16 protein-coding genes and 2 tRNA genes are annotated in these 17219 nt (G+C 35.7%); 11 read left to right on the forward strand and 7 right to left on the reverse strand.

Translation table 11 applies throughout. The annotated features are described in order from the left end of the window. Positions 1-41 precede the first annotated feature (41 nt). From PT603_RS09590 to PT603_RS09610, 5 genes are all read left to right on the forward strand, one after another. Complete coding sequence (locus tag PT603_RS09590) at positions 42-992, forward strand: NAD-dependent epimerase/dehydratase family protein (protein WP_008237050.1); 951 nt, start codon at positions 42-44, stop codon at positions 990-992. A gap of 2 nt (positions 993-994) precedes the next feature. Then, on the forward strand, positions 995-2038 hold the full coding sequence (locus PT603_RS09595; protein WP_008237049.1) for a formylglycine-generating enzyme family protein: 1044 nt from the start codon (positions 995-997) through the stop codon (positions 2036-2038). Between the two features lie 29 nt (positions 2039-2067). Next, complete coding sequence (locus PT603_RS09600; protein ID WP_008237047.1) at positions 2068-2664, forward strand: Crp/Fnr family transcriptional regulator; 597 nt, start codon at positions 2068-2070, stop codon at positions 2662-2664. Between the two features lie 127 nt (positions 2665-2791). Next, the gene (locus PT603_RS09605) at positions 2792-3418 is read left to right on the forward strand and encodes a thioredoxin family protein (protein ID WP_008237045.1); all 627 of its coding nucleotides are present in this window, start codon (positions 2792-2794) and stop codon (positions 3416-3418) included. Positions 3419-3633: 215 nt separating this feature from the next. Then, positions 3634-4098, forward strand: coding sequence for a hemerythrin domain-containing protein (locus tag PT603_RS09610; protein ID WP_008237043.1), 465 nt, complete (start codon positions 3634-3636; stop codon positions 4096-4098). Here the strand turns inward: PT603_RS09610 and PT603_RS09615 are convergent. Further along, the gene (locus PT603_RS09615; protein WP_008237040.1) at positions 4093-5295 is read right to left on the reverse strand and encodes a hypothetical protein; all 1203 of its coding nucleotides are present in this window, start codon (positions 5293-5295) and stop codon (positions 4093-4095) included. The genes PT603_RS09610 and PT603_RS09615 overlap by 6 nt on opposite strands. 67 nt (positions 5296-5362) lie before the next feature. Further along, on the reverse strand, positions 5363-6085 hold the full coding sequence (ric, locus tag PT603_RS09620) for an iron-sulfur cluster repair di-iron protein (RefSeq protein ID WP_008237039.1): 723 nt from the start codon (positions 6083-6085) through the stop codon (positions 5363-5365). A gap of 153 nt (positions 6086-6238) precedes the next feature. Between ric and nadA the strand changes: the two genes are divergently transcribed. Both nadA and nadB read left to right on the forward strand, forming a co-directional pair. After that, the gene (nadA, locus tag PT603_RS09625) at positions 6239-7204 is read left to right on the forward strand and encodes a quinolinate synthase NadA (RefSeq protein ID WP_373568184.1); all 966 of its coding nucleotides are present in this window, start codon (positions 6239-6241) and stop codon (positions 7202-7204) included. A 3-nt stretch (positions 7205-7207) separates the two neighbouring features. Beyond that, positions 7208-8737: an L-aspartate oxidase gene (gene nadB, locus PT603_RS09630; protein ID WP_008237036.1), complete on the forward strand. Its 1530-nt coding sequence runs from the start codon at positions 7208-7210 to the stop codon at positions 8735-8737. A gap of 183 nt (positions 8738-8920) precedes the next feature. Here nadB and PT603_RS09635 read toward each other — a convergent pair whose 3' ends face one another. Beyond that, the gene (locus PT603_RS09635) at positions 8921-9304 is read right to left on the reverse strand and encodes a DoxX family membrane protein (RefSeq protein ID WP_008237033.1); all 384 of its coding nucleotides are present in this window, start codon (positions 9302-9304) and stop codon (positions 8921-8923) included. A gap of 122 nt (positions 9305-9426) precedes the next feature. Between PT603_RS09635 and PT603_RS09640 the strand changes: the two genes are divergently transcribed. Beyond that, the gene (locus PT603_RS09640; protein WP_008237031.1) at positions 9427-10092 is read left to right on the forward strand and encodes an RNA polymerase sigma factor; all 666 of its coding nucleotides are present in this window, start codon (positions 9427-9429) and stop codon (positions 10090-10092) included. Between the two features lie 161 nt (positions 10093-10253). Here PT603_RS09640 and PT603_RS09645 read toward each other — a convergent pair. From PT603_RS09645 to mutS, 3 genes are all read right to left on the reverse strand, one after another. After that, positions 10254-10339: transfer RNA gene (locus PT603_RS09645), tRNA-Leu, on the reverse strand. A gap of 50 nt (positions 10340-10389) precedes the next feature. Beyond that, a tRNA-Gly gene (locus PT603_RS09650) sits at positions 10390-10462 on the reverse strand. A 142-nt stretch (positions 10463-10604) separates the two neighbouring features. Further along, positions 10605-13175: a DNA mismatch repair protein MutS gene (mutS, locus tag PT603_RS09655; protein WP_008237016.1), complete on the reverse strand. Its 2571-nt coding sequence runs from the start codon at positions 13173-13175 to the stop codon at positions 10605-10607. A 196-nt stretch (positions 13176-13371) separates the two neighbouring features. Between mutS and PT603_RS09660 the strand changes: the two genes are divergently transcribed. Then, positions 13372-13698: a DMT family transporter gene (locus tag PT603_RS09660; RefSeq protein WP_008237015.1), complete on the forward strand. Its 327-nt coding sequence runs from the start codon at positions 13372-13374 to the stop codon at positions 13696-13698. A gap of 25 nt (positions 13699-13723) precedes the next feature. Then, the gene (locus tag PT603_RS09665) at positions 13724-14251 is read left to right on the forward strand and encodes an RNA methyltransferase (RefSeq protein ID WP_008237014.1); all 528 of its coding nucleotides are present in this window, start codon (positions 13724-13726) and stop codon (positions 14249-14251) included. Here the strand turns inward: PT603_RS09665 and folK are convergent. Continuing rightward, positions 14245-15375, reverse strand: coding sequence for a 2-amino-4-hydroxy-6-hydroxymethyldihydropteridine diphosphokinase (gene folK, locus PT603_RS09670; protein ID WP_008237012.1), 1131 nt, complete (start codon positions 15373-15375; stop codon positions 14245-14247). The two genes, PT603_RS09665 and folK, sit on opposite strands and share 7 nt — an antisense overlap. 73 nt (positions 15376-15448) lie before the next feature. Here folK and sppA point away from each other — a divergent pair, with 73 nt between their 5' ends. Further along, on the forward strand, positions 15449-17218 hold the full coding sequence (gene sppA / locus PT603_RS09675) for a signal peptide peptidase SppA (protein WP_008237010.1): 1770 nt from the start codon (positions 15449-15451) through the stop codon (positions 17216-17218). Position 17219: the final 1 nt, after the last annotated feature.

Consider the following 17219-nt stretch of genomic DNA (forward strand, 5'->3'; position numbering starts at 1 on the left):
CCTTTGTCAAACTTTTACAGGGTTCAAAATTCATTGTTGTTATGACAAAAATATTAATAACCGGTGCTGCCGGACAATTGGGCTCAGAGCTCACTCAAGCATTAGGCAACCTCTTTGGTGGTGATAACATTTTAGCCACTGATATAAATGAAGGAGCTCGCGAAAAATTTCCATACTGTCATTTTGAAGTACTTAATGTAATGGATAGCGAACGCATGCTTGAATTGGTAAAGAAATATGAAATTACTCAAATTTACCACCTAGCAGCTATTCTATCAGCCACTGGTGAGAAAAATCCCCTTTTCACATGGAAATTAAATATGGACAGTCTTCTTTCTGTATTGGAAATTGCCAAAAATGAGAATTTAGACAAAGTATACTGGCCTTCTTCCATTGCTGTATTTGGTACAAACACTCCAGTGGACCTAACGCCACAATACACCGCTATGGATCCTAATACTGTCTATGGTATTTCAAAACTAGCAGGTGAATTATGGTGTTCTTATTATAACGAAAAATTTGGCGTAGACGTAAGAAGTATACGCTATCCAGGTCTCATAGGGTATAAATCACTACCTGGTGGTGGTACCACTGACTATGCTGTAGACATCTATTACAAGGCCATTGAAGGAAAAACATACGAATGCTTCCTTAATGAGGATAGCTACCTGCCAATGATGTATATGGCTGACGCAATAAAAGCTACCATAGATCTAATGCAAGCTCCAAAAGAACAAGTAAAGATACGCACATCTTACAACGTATCAGGCATGAGTTTCTCACCAAAAGAAATTTACCAAAGCATTTTAAAACACTATCCAGATTTCAAGATAGAATACAAACCAGATTTCCGTCAAGCGATTGCAGACAGTTGGCCAAATAGTATCGATGATAGTCATGCTCGCGAGCATTGGGGATGGAAACCAACCTATGATTTAGCAAAAATGACTGAGGATATGTTACAGAACTTATCTATAATGCTAGAAAAATAAAAATGAATATTTTTAATTCAAACATACAACGGCTACTCGCTTTCTTATTAGCGGTAGCCGTTTTATCTTGTGTTCACAATCCTAAAAAGGAACCACAGGGACATACTCACCATAAAGCAAACAATTCTATTGCAACTAAAAGCTTTCATGAAAAAATGTTAGCTGAGATTTCTCTATTACCTACAACCACACTTACAACAGAAAACATGGTTTTTATTAAAGGAGGAACATTTGTAATGGGAGGCAATAACGCTCAAGCAAGACCTGATGAATTTCCACAACATAAAGACACAGCTAACGATATATGGGTTGACAAAACCGAGGTTACTAATGCCCAGTTTAAAAAATTCATTGAAGCCACAGGATATATTACTACTGCTGAAAGATCATTTGAAGTAGAAGGCCAATCCTACCCACCCGGCGCATTAGTATTTGATCCAAATCAACCAGATTTTTGGTGGAAATTTGTAGAAGGAGCCTCTTGGAAACATCCTTACGGCCCCAATAGCAACATTGAAGGTAAAGATGATCACCCAGTAGTGCAGGTTTCATGGTATGATGCGCAAGCCTATTGTCATTGGTCAGGCAAAAGATTACCAACAGAAGCTGAATTCGAGTACCTTTCACGTGGTCAAAAAACTGAAGAAAGCTATCCATGGGGAAACGATTTCTCTATAGCAACCCAAAAGGCTAATTTTTTCCAAGGTGACTTCCCTAATTTCAACTCAATGGATGATGGTTACAATAAAACAGCCGCGGTGAAGAGTTTTGAATCAAATGGATTTGGACTTTATGATATTGCTGGAAATGTATGGGAATGGACATTAGACACCTATTACCCTAATGCCTACCAGCTAAAAAAGAAACATGAACAAGATTTCTTTTTAACCTACCATAATCCAAAGCAAGAAAAAGTAGTTCGTGGAGGATCTTATCTATGTAGTGAAAGCTATTGTACAGGATATCGAAGCGCTGCAAGAATGAGCTCATCTCCAGATACATCATTGGAACACACAGGCTTTAGAACTGTTCTTGACCCCCAATAACCCAACTAATATGTATCTTTGAAATAAAAATGATACCAGAAAACTTACTTATCGATTTTGGTGCCGTTCAAACAACCTTTAAGAAGGGAGAACTTCTTTTCAGAGAGGGTGAACAACCTCATTTTTATTTCCAAGTGGTTTCAGGTGAAGTGAAAATGAACAACTACAATGATGAAGGAAAAGAATTCATCCAAAATATATTCACATCACAACAATCATTTGCAGAACCTCCATTATTTACTGAAACTACATATCCTGCCAACGCAGAAGCCATTACCGATTGTTCCGTATTTAAACTCCCTAAAGAGTCCTTCATAAATTTGCTAGAAAAACATCCCAAAATTCACATGCAAATTACCCGCACACTTGCCAACAGACTCCACTTTAAGGCCATCATGGCATCTGAAATATCATCTCAAGACCCTAGGCATCGTATTCTCCGTTTATTGGACTATCTAAAGCAAAGTGTTCTAAAAAACAAAACTCCTTTTAGTTTTCAAGTAGACTTAACTAGACAACAATTGGCTGATCTTACAGGACTGAGAGTAGAAACAGTAATTAGAGTAATTAAAGACCTTGAGAAAAAAGGAGAACTGAAAATAAAAAATCGTAAAGTCTATCGTTAATACTATTCTACTTTCTTAAGAAATATGACTAAAATCATATAATAAAAGAGTTTTATGTCATTATTTCGCATTAGTATTGGCTACTTATATTCACCCTATTTGAAAGCATAAAAGAAATTAAATTATTATGGAAAAAATCATAGCGCAAAGTCTAGAGAATGGTATGACATATCAAACATATCGTGCTCTTGTTGAGCAATTACTTTCAGAAGATAAAGCAACAGGTCCTTCCCAAAGCCCTGAAAAGCTAGAGGCTAGTAAACTTAATCACGCCCGAATGAATCGTTTGGACAAAACGACACAATTAGAAAACTCTATTGCGGAATGGCTCCAAGAAAATGAAATCCCACAAACATGGTTGGTAATTACAGAAGGCTGGTGTGGTGATGCAGCACATGTATTACCAGTGCTAAACAAATTTGCAGAAAACGACACTACCATCACATTATCCATCTTATTAAGAGATGATAATGAAGAACTCATGGATCGTTTCCTTACTAATGGAACACGCTCAATCCCTAAATTAATAATACTAAACGCGGATGGCCAAGTAATGGGACATTGGGGGCCACGTACAGAACTATTTACTCAGAAGGTTACAAATTACAAGGCGGAGCGAGATGGTAAAATAGACGCTGATTTTAAAAAACAACTACAATTATGGTATAATGAAGATAAGGGAAAAGCAATTCAACACGAAGTTTGGCAACTGATGCAAAAGGTCACCGAAATGGTCACTTCAGAGGCATTATAATAATACTTTCAGACTGTTTTGGCTTATGACTGAAATCATAAACCCTTTTGTCTAGAAGGATTTACTTCGCAAAAGAAATTGAGACCTATTAAACAAATGAGTTCCTGACATTTGTTTTTTAAGACCGAAGCTTCGAAAGCTAATCTTTCATCTCCAAAGCTGTAGACGCTTCGGTTATTTTTGAGTTCCATGCCCATTAATAACTTTAATTGTACATGAGCACCAAACCTTTAAAAAGAGTCCCACAATTACAATCTCTTAGTAGAGATCATCACCACGGTCTACTCCTAAGTTGGAAAATACGAAAAGGATTCTCAATGAATATCAATCCTAAAAGAATCAAAGACTACGTAGACTGGTTTTGGATATCACAACTAAAAGATCATTTCATATTAGAAGAAACCTATGTTTTTCCACTTCTAGGCAATAATCATCCCTTAATAAAAAAAGCACTTTCTGAACATAATAAAATTCAAAATTTAATTGAAGATTCTTCGGATATTATCACTTCTCTTTATGCACTTGAGGAAGTTTTAGAGGCCCATATTCGTTTTGAAGAAAGAATTTTATTTCAGGAAATCCAAAAAACCACCACCCCTGAAATGTACCATGAGTCTTTGTTAAAGCACGACCAAAATCTAGATTGTCACATTTGGCCCGATGAATTCTGGAAATCATAGTTTCAATTTCCATTGCTTATATAACATGCAACAAATAGCTAAAGGAAACAAGGCACTCGAAAAAGCCAATAAAAACAAATAATTATCAAAGATTGGCCATAAGAACCATACAGCAATTCCTTTATAAAAAATAAGGGATTCGGTGAATATAATTGCAGTGACATAGAGTGCTAATACACCCATCGAAAGTTTGGTAAAGCCTAATTTCTCAAAGTAGAACAATAGAATCAATGATATTACTCCTAAAAAAGTCAAGTGAAGATATCCAATTACAATATCCTGAACATAAACTAGTTTAAGTGCCCAATCTGGCCAGGCCGAAACTATTTGCATGACTAATTTTATAAATAGAAATAAAACACCCATCAAGAATGCTAATTTAGCAGCCTTCCCCACCTTAGCACACAAATCTTTAATATATACTCTTAACGTAAAGAAAAGTTTTAGATAGGCAATTAACTGTAAAATAGCCCCCATTCCCCCTATAGCATAAATCCATTTTGGCATATCTTTTATCCATAATATGGATAACAAAAAAGTAGTTATAATAGCCAAATTAAGGAGTATATAAATTCGTTTAAGAATCCTATTTGGCAGTTTAATTCCTTTACCTTCTAATGTCCACAAGAGCACTCCTATTAGTGCCATAAAAAACCACCCATTATACTGAAAGTGGAGATAAAAATAGATTGCAATCTTATACCATACAGAGTCACTGCCAAACTGAGTCATTATAACTCCAAGAGTCCAGGGCCCCACACTAGATACAATCATAAACACTAATGCAGCCTTAAAAAAACGATAAGACCAACTATTTTTATAATGGAATGGTACATATTTGACAAAAAACCATGCAAAAACATAGGAGACAAGTAAAAATAAAGTTGAGAAAACAATCGATAAAAAAGCATAACCTTGAAAAGGAAAAGTAAAAAGCATCCCGATAAGGGTAACTTGAGTGACCAAAAATAATCTCTGATACTTTATCCAAACCTCACTAGGCAACATACAATAACAAAGAAGCGTTGTAAGTGCAGTATACACCCATCCCAGCAACGCTATATGTGAATGAGCATGCACCATAAACCGATACTGAAACGGAATTGGAAACAAATGTCCAAAACGCAATAATGTACCCATTAGAGCTACTAGTAAAAAGTATACAAAAGCTAATCGAAGATGTTTATGTAATATCATATGCCTAAAAATAGAAAACTTGCTTTAAAATAAAGCAAGTTTCCAACCACTACTAACCAAAAGCATTTTAGGATGCTATTGTTTTTTCTAATTGCTTAGCTTTTGGGAAAAGTATATTATTCTCCAAATGAACGTGTTGATGTAAATCCTGTTCAAATTCATCAAGCTTAGCATAAAGTGCTTTAAAGGTATTACAGGCCCCTTGTGGGGGTGTATAATTATTACTAAGATTAGCAATTTGGCGAAGTAATTCACCTGCTGTTTCATGTTCCTCTTCCATCATTGCAATGGGGTTGTTTACCGTACCAAAGGCTGGAGGAGTTAAACTCTCACCTTTTTTAGAGGCTTTGATCATTTTTTTTATAAAAGGGAACAATATTATTTCTTCTTTTTTCATGTGAGTAGTAAGTTCATTGGCTACCTCAGTAGCTAATCGATGAATAGTTACGACCTCTTCATAATGAGTTCCATGTACTTGAGCTACACGCTGAGCATACTGTAATAGCAACGGTATATTTTCTTCAACATAGCTATGATGTACATTTACAATATGATCAATCAAAAACTCTAAGTCCCAGCTGTTATAATCATAAGCTTTGTTTGGAGTCTCATTAATAGCCATTAAATCATTAATTAGACTGTCAAAATCTGCATTGTATTTATCACATGCCTTTGAAAGAGTAATACCTCCTCCGCAACAAAAATCAATACCATGTTTTTTAAATACATCAGCCGTTTTAATATTTGCCGTAACAAAATCAGCAACCGTTTTTTCTTGTAAAGTATCCATAGTTCACTTATTTAACATCACAAAATTAACTATAGATCCCCCCTTGATTTTATGACCCTAATCATATAAAAAGACTTATACGTATTTTAATTTAGTGAAGATCGATATGACATTCGTCATATTTTAAAATTACAATTACCTGTAATATTGCGCATGAATAACACTCTCATTCGTCACGTCATGAAAACCAATATGTTACAACATAAAATAGCAGAATTAAAAAAACAGAAGAATGCTGTAATTCTGGCACATTACTACCAAATTCCTGAAATTCAAGAAGTAGCCGATTACGTTGGGGACAGTCTTGGTTTATCTCAGAAAGCTGCGGAAACTGATGCTGACATGATAGTGTTTGCAGGTGTACATTTTATGGCCGAAACTGCTAAAATTCTTAATCCCTCAAAAAAAGTACTGCTTCCTGATGTTAATGCTGGTTGTTCTTTAGCAGAGTCATGTCCTCCAGAGGCATTTCAAAAGTTCATCAACTCACATCCAGATCATCTAGTTATAACCTATGTAAACTGCAGTGCTGAAATAAAAGCCATGAGTGATATAGTATGTACCTCATCTAATGCAGTTGCCATAGTAAATTCGGTACCAGAGGACAAACCTATAATTTTTGCCCCAGACAAGAACTTAGGTCGCTATGTAATGCAAGAAACTGGGAGGGAATTACTTCTCTGGGACGGAAGTTGCGTTGTCCATGAAGCGTTTTCAGCGGATAAATTGATTTCTCTTATACAACAACATCCGGACGCAAAGATTATTGCACATCCAGAGAGTGAAACGCACATCCTGAAAACGGCTAATTATATCGGTTCAACAGCTGGCATGATTTCCTTTGTAAAACAACACCCTGAACACAAATTTATCGTAGCTACAGAAGCAGGAATTCTATATAAAATGCAGGAAGCAGTGCCACAGGCAACATTGATTCCGGCCCCTGCTAAAGAAGATAACAACTGCGCTTGTAGTGAATGTGCCTTTATGAAAATGAATACCTTAGAAAAGCTTTACAACTGCTTACAAATGGAAGCCCCTGAAATATTGGTTGCAGAAGACATTCAAAATAAAGCCCTATACCCAATAAACCGAATGTTGGAACTTTCAGCTCACTAATTTATGAAAACAGACCTACTTATTCTTGGTACTGGAATTGCAGGACTTTCAATAGCTGTTAAGGCGGCCGAAAAATACCCAAAACGTAATATTGCAATCGTCACCAAACTAATTCCAGAAGAATCCAACACCCAATATGCTCAAGGTGGGATTGCAGTAGTTCTTGACAAATTAGAAGATTCCTTCCAAAACCATATAAAAGACACCCTAATATCAGGAGATGGTCACTGTAGAAAAAAAGTTGTAAATCATGTTGTGCGCAACGCACCCAAACGACTTAAGGAACTTATAAGATGGGGAGCGCAATTTGATAAAAAAACAGATACACTTCTTGCCTTAGAGAGAGAAGGAGGCCATTCCCATAATCGAATAGTACATCATAAAGATATTACAGGTAGCGAAGTGATCCGTGCATTGCTTCATACTGCACGAGAATTACCCAACATTACCTTTCTAGACCACCACTTTGCACTAGATTTACTGCTGGACTCCTCTCGGAAAAAATGTTTTGGTATCATGGCGTTACATCAGCTTTCTGGTACTATTATTCCTCTTAAAGCAAAAAATACAGTAATTGCAACCGGAGGTGTTGGACACATTTTTGGCCATACTTCAAACCCATCAATTGCCACTGGAGATGGTATTGCTATGGCTTTACGAGCAGGTGCTCGCACTCGTGATATGGCTTTTGTTCAGTACCATCCAACGGTACTCTATCAACCTGGAGTATCAATGCCATTCCTTATTTCAGAAGCAGTCCGAGGAGCAGGGGCCCATATCCGAAATGCAGCTGGCGAGAGATTTGTATTACAATATGACCCCAGAGGTGAACTTGCAACACGAGATATAGTGTCACGTTGTATATATGAGGAAATGAAACGAACTGGGAAATCACATGTTTTTTTGGACGCAACTCTACTATCATATTCACATTTTCAAAACACATTTCCTACGATCCTTAAAAAGTGTGAGTCAATAGGAATTGACATCCGCAAAGACTGGATTCCCATAGTACCAGCACAACATTATTTATGCGGAGGTATTTCGGTGGATAAAAACGGACAAACTAGCATACAACAACTCTATGCCTGTGGAGAAAGCAGCTACACGGGACTTCATGGAGCCAATAGACTTGCCTCAAATTCATTACTTGAAGCATTAGTTTACGCCCATGAAATTGTATTACACATCGGGAAACATTTACGTAAAAATATTTTTTCGAAAAAGATTAGTACTCCAATATACGATCTAACGAAACCTGAAACTCCAAAAGAAATTTTAACCATTCTAACCCAAACATTACACAATGTAATGCAACATTACAGAGGAATTGTACTAACAAGTGAAGAGCTTCGTACTGCTACAGAACTATTGGAAAAATTATACCAAGAAGCAAAAGCACTTACCTATCAATATCGAACCACAGCATCATTATATGAAGTAATAAATATGATAACTGTTGCACAAGAAATTGTAGTTCAATCCTTAGACCAAAATAAAAATAGAGGCTGCTATTATAATAAAGACCTTTAAGCTATTCTTTATTCAGTTTCCCTCTCATAAAGAACCTCGAGAAATAGCTACATGACAACGTTATAAAAATACAACGGCGTTCAAAATTATATTTTCAAGCATAAATAACCTCGCTCATACCCGAAATTGATCCAAATCCAGCTTTCTACGAAAGTGAAAAAAGTGCTATTTAAATCCAGATTATTAACTAGAAGCTTTCACTTCTTTTATGTCAGAAAGTTTTGCCAAAGAAAAAGCCGCAATAGCCATTACCAAATCTCTAACTGCAACGTCTACATAAGACCAAGAAAAAATAAGGGTTAGGGCAATTGCAGTTAACCATACTGAAACAACAATTGCCCCAATCTTAGTTTTAGTTAATACTAAAACTCCTGCTAGAATCTCAACAACTCCAACTATCATCATCAAAGTAGATGGTTCAAAAGGCAGTATTTCTGCAAAACCTTCCGACACATATTGACTCCAATTAGTTAATATGTTTGAAAATTTATCCAATCCTGCTACAATTGGAACGAATCCAAAAGTATATTTCAAAAGGTGTTTAACTCTCTGTACATTAGTATCCATAATCTTATAATTTATTGTTTATAAATATATTACCCACCTTTGATAACCAGAAGCCTAAAAAGGATACAAAATTTTGTACCTTTTTTTAAGTTTCACTATCTAATTATGAAACAACATAAACCATGAGAGCCATACCTATTAATCATCAAAAAATTACAGATGAAATTATAATAAATCGCATTTTGAGTGGCGAGAAGGAATTATATGAGATTTTGGTAAGACGTAACAACCAAAAACTATTTCGAATCATTAGAAGCTATATCAAAGGCCAAGAAGAGATAGAAGATATAATGCAGAACAGCTATATTAAAGCATTCACGAATTTGCATCAATTTAATTCAAATTCCAAGTTTTCAACTTGGCTAATTCGCATTGCAATTAATGAATCATTAGTAGTTCTAAAAAACAAAGGGAATATTATACACTTGAATAGTTTTTACCAAGGTAAGAATGATTTGTCTATTATAGAATTCCCTGACAACATACAATCAAATCCACAAGAAAAAATGATACAAAATGAAGCAAAGCAGCTCCTAGAAAATGCAATTGACAAATTGGAATTTAAATACAGGGTAGTTTATATAATGAAAGAAGTGGAAGAAATGAGTTTAAAGGAAATAGCAACAACCTTAGATCTAAGTCTTGCTAATGTAAAAATAAGACTACACCGTTCAAAAGAAATGCTAAAAGAAATACTTTACAAATTATCAAATACTAAGGATCTATTTGAATTTGGTTTTAAACAATGTGACCGATTAACTGAAAAAGTAATGGGGAAAATACAATAACATCCTGCAATGACAAAATTCTTTACTATTTGATAATTTATCCAAACCTTTTAAAAATACATGCCTTTTTAATTACAAAAGGAGCGAATCTCTTATTCAGTAGGATTTTACATAAAAATAAAACGGGACAAACTCTAATTTTAAGAACTTGTCCCGTTTTGTACTCGGGGCGGGACTTGAACCCGCACGAACATTACTGCTCACTGGATTTTAAGTCCAGCGTGTCTACCAATTCCACCACCCGAGCCTAGCACTGATGCAGGACAAAAGAACTGAAAATGTCATCAGTTTCTTTTGAGCGAAAAACGGGGTTCGAACCCGCGACCTCAACCTTGGCAAGGTTGCGCTCTACCAGCTGAGCTATTTTCGCATTTTTGTTAAGGAACGTGTGCAATTCCTAATCTTAATTGCGGATGCAAATTTAATACATTTCCACAAATACCAAAACGTTTTAGAAAAAAAGTGACAAAATAATTCACAATAATCTCTAGGGAACTGATTATCAGACTACCCTATTTAGCTCGAGTTAACATTCGCTTTATCTCATTTAGCTTCATTAGTGCTTCTATCGGGGTTAGCGTATCAATATCTGTATGAATAATCTCTTGCTTTATCTCCTCCAACAAAGGATCATCTAAATGAAAAAAACTAAGCTGCATTTCATTCTGAGCCGTTTTTAATTTATCCGTAAGCTCTTCACTTGAATGAGATTTCTCTAATTTCTTAAGTATTTTATTAGCTTTAGCCAGCACTTGCTGAGGCATACCTGCCATTTTCGCCACATGAATTCCAAAACTATGTTCGCTACCTCCAGAAACAAGCTTTCTTAAAAACAACACATTATCTTTAGTTTCTTTAATAGAAACATTAAAGTTTTTAATACGATCAAAAGTCTCAGTCATCTCGTTAAGCTCATGATAGTGTGTAGCAAACAAAGTTTTTGGACGAGCTGGATGTTCATGTAAATATTCAGAAATTGCCCAAGCTATAGAAATTCCATCATAGGTACTAGTCCCACGCCCAATTTCATCAAGTAACACCAAACTTCTTTCTGAGATATTATTAAGAATAGAAGCAGTTTCATTCATTTCTACCATAAAAGTTGATTCTCCCATGGAAATATTATCACTAGCACCTACTCTGGTAAACAGCTTATCTACCACACCTAATGTGACAGCTTGAGCAGGAACAAAACTTCCCATTTGAGCGAGCAACACAATTAGAGCTGTTTGTCTTAAAATAGCTGATTTTCCACTCATATTTGGTCCAGTAATCATAATCATTTGTTGGCTATCTCTGTCTAAATACACATCATTAGCTACATATGGCGTCCCTACTGGAAGTTGTTTCTCAATTACCGGATGACGACCCTGCTTGATATCCAATTCATACCCTTCTGAAAACTTAGGACACACATATTTATTATCCTTTGCAAGCTGGGCAAAACCACATAAACAATCTAACTGAGCCATAATAACAGCATTCGATTGCACTTGCACAATATACCCTGACAACCAACCAACTAGCTCGTTAAAAAGTTGTTGTTCCAAGACTAAAATTTTCTCTTCAGCACCCAATATTTTAGCTTCATATTCCTTAAGTTCCTCTGTGATGTAACGTTCAGCATTAACTAGAGTTTGCTTCCTTGTCCAGTCATTTGGCACCTTTTCCTTATGGGTATTGCGTACTTCAATATAGTATCCAAATACATTATTACTGTCTATTTTCAAGGATGGTATTCCTGTACGTTCAGTCTCTCTCTCTAGCATTGCATCCAAGTAGGATTTCCCCGAATGCGACAAATTCCGTAATTCATCAAGCTCATCGGAAAACCCAGGAGCTATCACATTACCTTTCTGAATTTGAACAGGTGCCTCTTCAGTCAACATTTCTTTTATTCTGGAGCTCAATAATTCCCCGTTTTGTAATCGCTCCCCTAAACGCTGTAATGCCTCATTTTCAGAGGCTATAGCAATTGCCTTTACTGGCGAGATAGCACTCATTGAATTCTTTAACTGAACAACTTCTCTTGGATTAATTTTCCCTGTTGCCACCTTTGAAATTAATCGTTCTAGATCTCCTATTTGCTTTAATTGATGCTGTATTTTCTTATGAATATCTTCGTGATCCAATAAATAAGTAACAACCTCATGCCGCTGTTTTATTTTAATTCCATTTTTAAGCGGTAAAGCCAACCAACGTTTTAGCATCCGCCCTCCCATTGGCGATAAGGTTTTATCAATTACGTCAAGTAATGTTACGGCATTAGAAGCTTGAGAGTGGTATAATTCTAAATTACGAATTGTAAATCGATCCATCCACACATAATCCTCTTCAGCAATTCGTTGTAAAGTTGATATATGCTCTAATTTATGATGTTGCGTCTCAGAAAGGTAATATAAGATAGCACCTGAAGTTGCTATTCCTTCATTTAACTGCTCGATACCAAAACCTTTAAGAGAGTTAGTTTTAAAATGACCCGTTAACGTTTCAAAAGCAAAATCTTCTTGAAACACCCAATCCTCCAATAAAAAAGTATGAAAACCATCTCCAAAAAGCTCTTTACATTCTTTTTTTATTTTTTTAGGAACCAACACTTCACTGGGCCGAAAGTTTTGAAGTAATTTATCAATATACTCCACAGTACCTTGGGAAGTTAAAAACTCACCTGTTGACACATCTAAAAAGGAAATCCCCCACTGTGCTTTTCCTTGCCATAATGCGGCTAAAAAATTATTGGTTCTAGCATGAAGTATGTCATCATTTAATGCAACACCAGGTGTAATGAGCTCAGTTACTCCACGTTTAACAATAGTTTTAGTTTGCTTAGGATCTTCCAATTGATCACAAATAGCCACACGCATACCCGCCTTCACTAGTTTAGGAAGATATGTGTTAAGGGAATGATGGGGAAATCCGGCTAATTCAGTCCGATCACCTCCATTATTCCTGTGAGTAAGTACTATACCTAATACACCGGCAGCTTTAATTGCATCTTCGCCAAAGGTTTCGTAAAAATCTCCTATACGAAACAATAGTAAAGCATCAGGATACTTTGCTTTAATTTGATTGTATTGTTTCATTAGAGGTGTCTCTTTAACGACTTTAGCTTTACTCACAACAACAATTTTTAAAGTTAAAAGGCGAAGTTATGATTTTTTGTTTTTTATGAATCATGAAAGTGAAAAGATTATATACAAACACGAGAGCGCCCAAATTAAATTCACACCAAAGAACCTTTAAAAATTCATTAATTTTACACACAAATCTCATTACCTTATGAACTGGATTCTCCTCATTATCGCAGGCCTTTTTGAAGTAGGGTTTGCTGCCTGTTTAGGAAAAGCAAAAGAAAGCACCGGACCTGTTGCTACTTATTGGTACCTTGGATTTTTAATTTGTCTAGCTATTAGTATGCTTCTTCTAGTAAAAGCTACTCAGTCACTCCCGATAGGTACAGCTTATGCTGTTTGGACAGGTATTGGTGCTGTAGGAACCGTTTTAATTGGAATTTTTATTTTCAAAGAACAGGCAGATTTCTGGCGCATTTTCTTTATTTCTACACTCATTATTTCTATTGTTGGTCTAAAATGGGTATCTAACTAATCTCAAATATTTCAAAAAAATAATCATGCGCAAACTTGCTAACAGCGAATTACATCGTCTCGATGTAGATGAATACAAAGCAGCTGACAAAACCCCGCTAATTGTAGTCCTTGATAACATTAGAAGTCTAAACAACATCGGGTCTGTATTCCGGACCGCAGATGCATTCTTAATTGAAAAAATTTATCTCTGCGGCATTACCGCAACCCCTCCCCATAAAGACATTCACAAAACTGCTTTAGGAGCTACGGAAAGTGTTAATTGGGAATATATTGAAAAAACAACCGACGTAATAGAACACCTAAAAACCCAAGGCATAATTACTCTTGCAATTGAACAAACGGAACACGCAACAATGCTTAACAAGTTTCAACCAGATAAAGGGTGTACTTATGCAGTGGTTTTCGGAAACGAAGTAAAAGGTGTTTCTCAAAAAGCAGTTAATGCTTGTGATAAAGTAATCGAAATTCCTCAGTACGGCACCAAACACTCACTAAATATTTCTGTTAGCACCGGAATTGTTTTATGGGATTTATTCTGTAAACTTCAGTGATTCTTTATTGCTGACAAAATTTCAAAATAATCATTTTCGCTTGAAACAAAATCCATATCAGACACATCAATAACCAATACATTTAAATCAGGCTGAGTCTTAATGAAGTCTAAATATCCCTGGTTGATTCGATCAAGATATTCTCCAGGGATTTTCTGCTCATAATCACGACCACGTTTTTTAATATTTCGTAATAATCGCTCTGTATTTTGATAAAGATAGATATACAAATCTGGCTTTACCATATCCTTATACATAATATGAAACAACTTTCGATATAATGTAAACTCTTCAGGTAATAGGGTTACTTTAGCAAAAATTAAAGATTTAAAAACATCATAATCTGACACTATAAAATCTTTAAACAACTCAAATTGTGAAAGATCATCCGAAATTTGCTGATACCGATCTGCCAAAAAAGACATTTCCAGAGGAAATGCATAGCGAGCATTGTCTTCATAAAACTTAGGCAGAAAAGGATTGTCAGCAAAACGTTCAAGCACCAATTTAGCATTAAAATCCAATGCAATTTTATGAGCAAGAGAAGTCTTTCCCGCACCTATATTCCCTTCAATCGCAATATAATTATATTTGGAAAAAATAGACAATACCGATGGATTCTGAAGTTCTTCTCTAACAGGTATAGGAACAGATTCATCATCACATTCTTCAAGTAACTCCGAAATAGTTTTGAATAATTTAGGGTGTATTTTTCCGGGAGCTATATCATGAAGGGGTTGTAACACAAATTGACGTAAAACCATTTGAGGATGAGGTATTTGCAACGTAGCCGTTTCAACTATCCGATCATCATAAAATAGTACATCAAGATCTATAGATCTAGGTTCATAATTTTTCCGACGATGGCGTACACGCCCCAACCCTTCCTCAATATCAAGTAACATATCCATTACCTCCTGAGGCTCTAAAGCTGTATCAACAGCTAGACAAGCATTATAAAAATTTGCACTAGTAAACCCCCAAGATTCTGTTTCATAAACTCGGGAAAGTCCAGCAATTTCACCTACTCGCCTGTAAATTTCATACACCGCGTTTTGTAAATTTTGTAACTTATTTCCTAAATTGCTACCAATAGCTATATATACGCGACTTAATTTTTTCATAATACAAGACAAAGTAAACAAAAGAAAATTAGAAAGAGTTTATCTTTGTCGGCATTGTTAATAAGTTTTCAAGATGGCTTTTTTAAGAAATTTACTAGCTTCGATTTTAGGTGTTTTTATAGCAACTGGCATCATGTTTTTCGTTTTTTTAATGTTTATCTCTATCCTCTCTGCAGGGAGTGGGAGTGATGTTGTCACCGTGCACAATAACAGCATTTTGGAATTGCAATTCAATAAGCCTTTAAAAGATTACGGGGGTCGCTTCCTTATTACAGATATTGACCATTCGTATGAAAATTATGATGGAATGAATCATATATTGGAAGCCATTAGAGCTGCTAAGACAGACTCAAAAATCAAGGGAATAAGTGTTTATAACACATTTCTAATGGGAGGAATGGCACAAACTAAAGCACTTAGAGATGCTCTCGATGATTTTAAAAACTCTGGCAAGTTTGTATACGCCTACAGTGATATAATGCTCCAAAAAGATTATTATCTCAGTTCAGTTGCTGACTCTATCTTTTTAAACCCTTTAGGTGAAATGGAATTTAAAGGACTTTCATCCGAGGTTCTATTTTTCAAAGATTTTCAGGAAAAATCGGGTATAAAATTAGAAGTGGTGCGTCATGGGAAATATAAAAGCGCAGTGGAACCTTATCTTGAGAATAGTATGAGTGACGATAATAGGCTTCAAATAAAAGAACTATTACAATCACTTTGGAATACTATGGTTGCTGATATTGCTGAAAGTCGAAGAGTAGATATCGCACATTTGAATAGAATTGCAGATGAACTTAACGCCCGTAACCCACAACTTGCATTGGCCTCTGGGCTAATTGATAAGATTGTATATGAAGATCAGTACGAGTCCGCTCTTTATTTGGCCTCTGACCTTAGTATGGACAATAAACTGAATTATATAAATATTTACGATTATGCAGAACACGTAGGCCATAGACCTAAAATTACTTCTGGAAAAAATAAAATTGCCGTAATATATGCTGAAGGTGAAATTATTTATGGCAAGGGAGATAAGAATTTTGTTGGTCAAGGCACTATTTCAAAATCTTTACGCGAGGCTGCACAAGATGAACAAATAAAAGCCATTGTACTTCGTGTGAATTCTCCAGGTGGAAGTGCACTTGCTTCAGATATCATGTGGCGTGAAGTTGAACTGGCTAAGGCCAAGAAACCAGTATATGTCTCAATGGGTAACTATGCCGCCTCAGGAGGTTACTATATAGCTTGTGGTGCAGACAAAATTTTTGCAGAACCCAACACAATAACTGGCTCAATAGGTGTATTCGGAATTTTACCTAATATTAAAAATCTTGCGAATCGTTGGGGAATAAATGCGGAACAAGTAAACACCCATAAGAATTCTCAAGGATTTAGCCTCTTTGAATCACCATCAGAAGGATTTATAAGTACTACAAAAGAATCCATTGAAAATATTTACAGTACCTTTCTTGAGCGAGTATCGGCTGGTAGAAATCTTAGTATTGCAGAAGTTGACAGTATAGCTCAAGGTCGTGTTTGGAGTGGCAACACGGCAAAAGATATTGGACTTGTAGATGAAATTGGGGGGTTATCTCAAACTGTGAAAGCGATTGCGAAGGATAATGGAATTGAAAATTACGTAGTAGAGTCCTACCCAAATTATGAAAGCAGCATTGACGAAATACTCGAACGTTTTGGCATTTCATCTGCCAAGGTTAAAGAAAATATTGTTAAAGAAGAAATAGGAGAACCTACCTATGAAATTCTTCAAAAGATAAAACACTTAAGTACTCAAAAAGGTGTTCAAGCACGGTTGCCATTTGAACTTGCCATTCAATAAA

It is taken from the genome of Imtechella halotolerans, from assembly GCF_028743515.2.
In the GTDB taxonomy this organism is placed as follows: domain Bacteria; phylum Bacteroidota; class Bacteroidia; order Flavobacteriales; family Flavobacteriaceae; genus Imtechella; species Imtechella halotolerans.

What these genes read in the sequence shown, in the direction of transcription:
- PT603_RS09590 (WP_008237050.1), top strand. Translation starts at nt 42, where the DNA reads ATGACAAAAATATTAATAACCGGTGCTGCCGGACAATTGGGCTCAGAG.
- PT603_RS09595 (WP_008237049.1), top strand. Translation starts at nt 995, where the DNA reads ATGAATATTTTTAATTCAAACATACAACGGCTACTCGCTTTCTTATTA.
- PT603_RS09600 (WP_008237047.1), top strand. Translation starts at nt 2,068, where the DNA reads ATGATACCAGAAAACTTACTTATCGATTTTGGTGCCGTTCAAACAACC.
- PT603_RS09605 (WP_008237045.1), top strand. Translation starts at nt 2,792, where the DNA reads ATGGAAAAAATCATAGCGCAAAGTCTAGAGAATGGTATGACATATCAA.
- PT603_RS09610 (WP_008237043.1), top strand. Translation starts at nt 3,634, where the DNA reads ATGAGCACCAAACCTTTAAAAAGAGTCCCACAATTACAATCTCTTAGT.
- PT603_RS09615 (WP_008237040.1), bottom strand. Translation starts at nt 5,295, where the DNA reads ATGATATTACATAAACATCTTCGATTAGCTTTTGTATACTTTTTACTA.
- ric (WP_008237039.1), bottom strand. Translation starts at nt 6,085, where the DNA reads ATGGATACTTTACAAGAAAAAACGGTTGCTGATTTTGTTACGGCAAAT.
- nadA (WP_373568184.1), top strand. Translation starts at nt 6,239, where the DNA reads ATGAATAACACTCTCATTCGTCACGTCATGAAAACCAATATGTTACAA.
- nadB (WP_008237036.1), top strand. Translation starts at nt 7,208, where the DNA reads ATGAAAACAGACCTACTTATTCTTGGTACTGGAATTGCAGGACTTTCA.
- PT603_RS09635 (WP_008237033.1), bottom strand. Translation starts at nt 9,304, where the DNA reads ATGGATACTAATGTACAGAGAGTTAAACACCTTTTGAAATATACTTTT.
- PT603_RS09640 (WP_008237031.1), top strand. Translation starts at nt 9,427, where the DNA reads ATGAGAGCCATACCTATTAATCATCAAAAAATTACAGATGAAATTATA.
- mutS (WP_008237016.1), bottom strand. Translation starts at nt 13,175, where the DNA reads ATGAAACAATACAATCAAATTAAAGCAAAGTATCCTGATGCTTTACTA.
- PT603_RS09660 (WP_008237015.1), top strand. Translation starts at nt 13,372, where the DNA reads ATGAACTGGATTCTCCTCATTATCGCAGGCCTTTTTGAAGTAGGGTTT.
- PT603_RS09665 (WP_008237014.1), top strand. Translation starts at nt 13,724, where the DNA reads ATGCGCAAACTTGCTAACAGCGAATTACATCGTCTCGATGTAGATGAA.
- folK (WP_008237012.1), bottom strand. Translation starts at nt 15,375, where the DNA reads ATGAAAAAATTAAGTCGCGTATATATAGCTATTGGTAGCAATTTAGGA.
- sppA (WP_008237010.1), top strand. Translation starts at nt 15,449, where the DNA reads ATGGCTTTTTTAAGAAATTTACTAGCTTCGATTTTAGGTGTTTTTATA.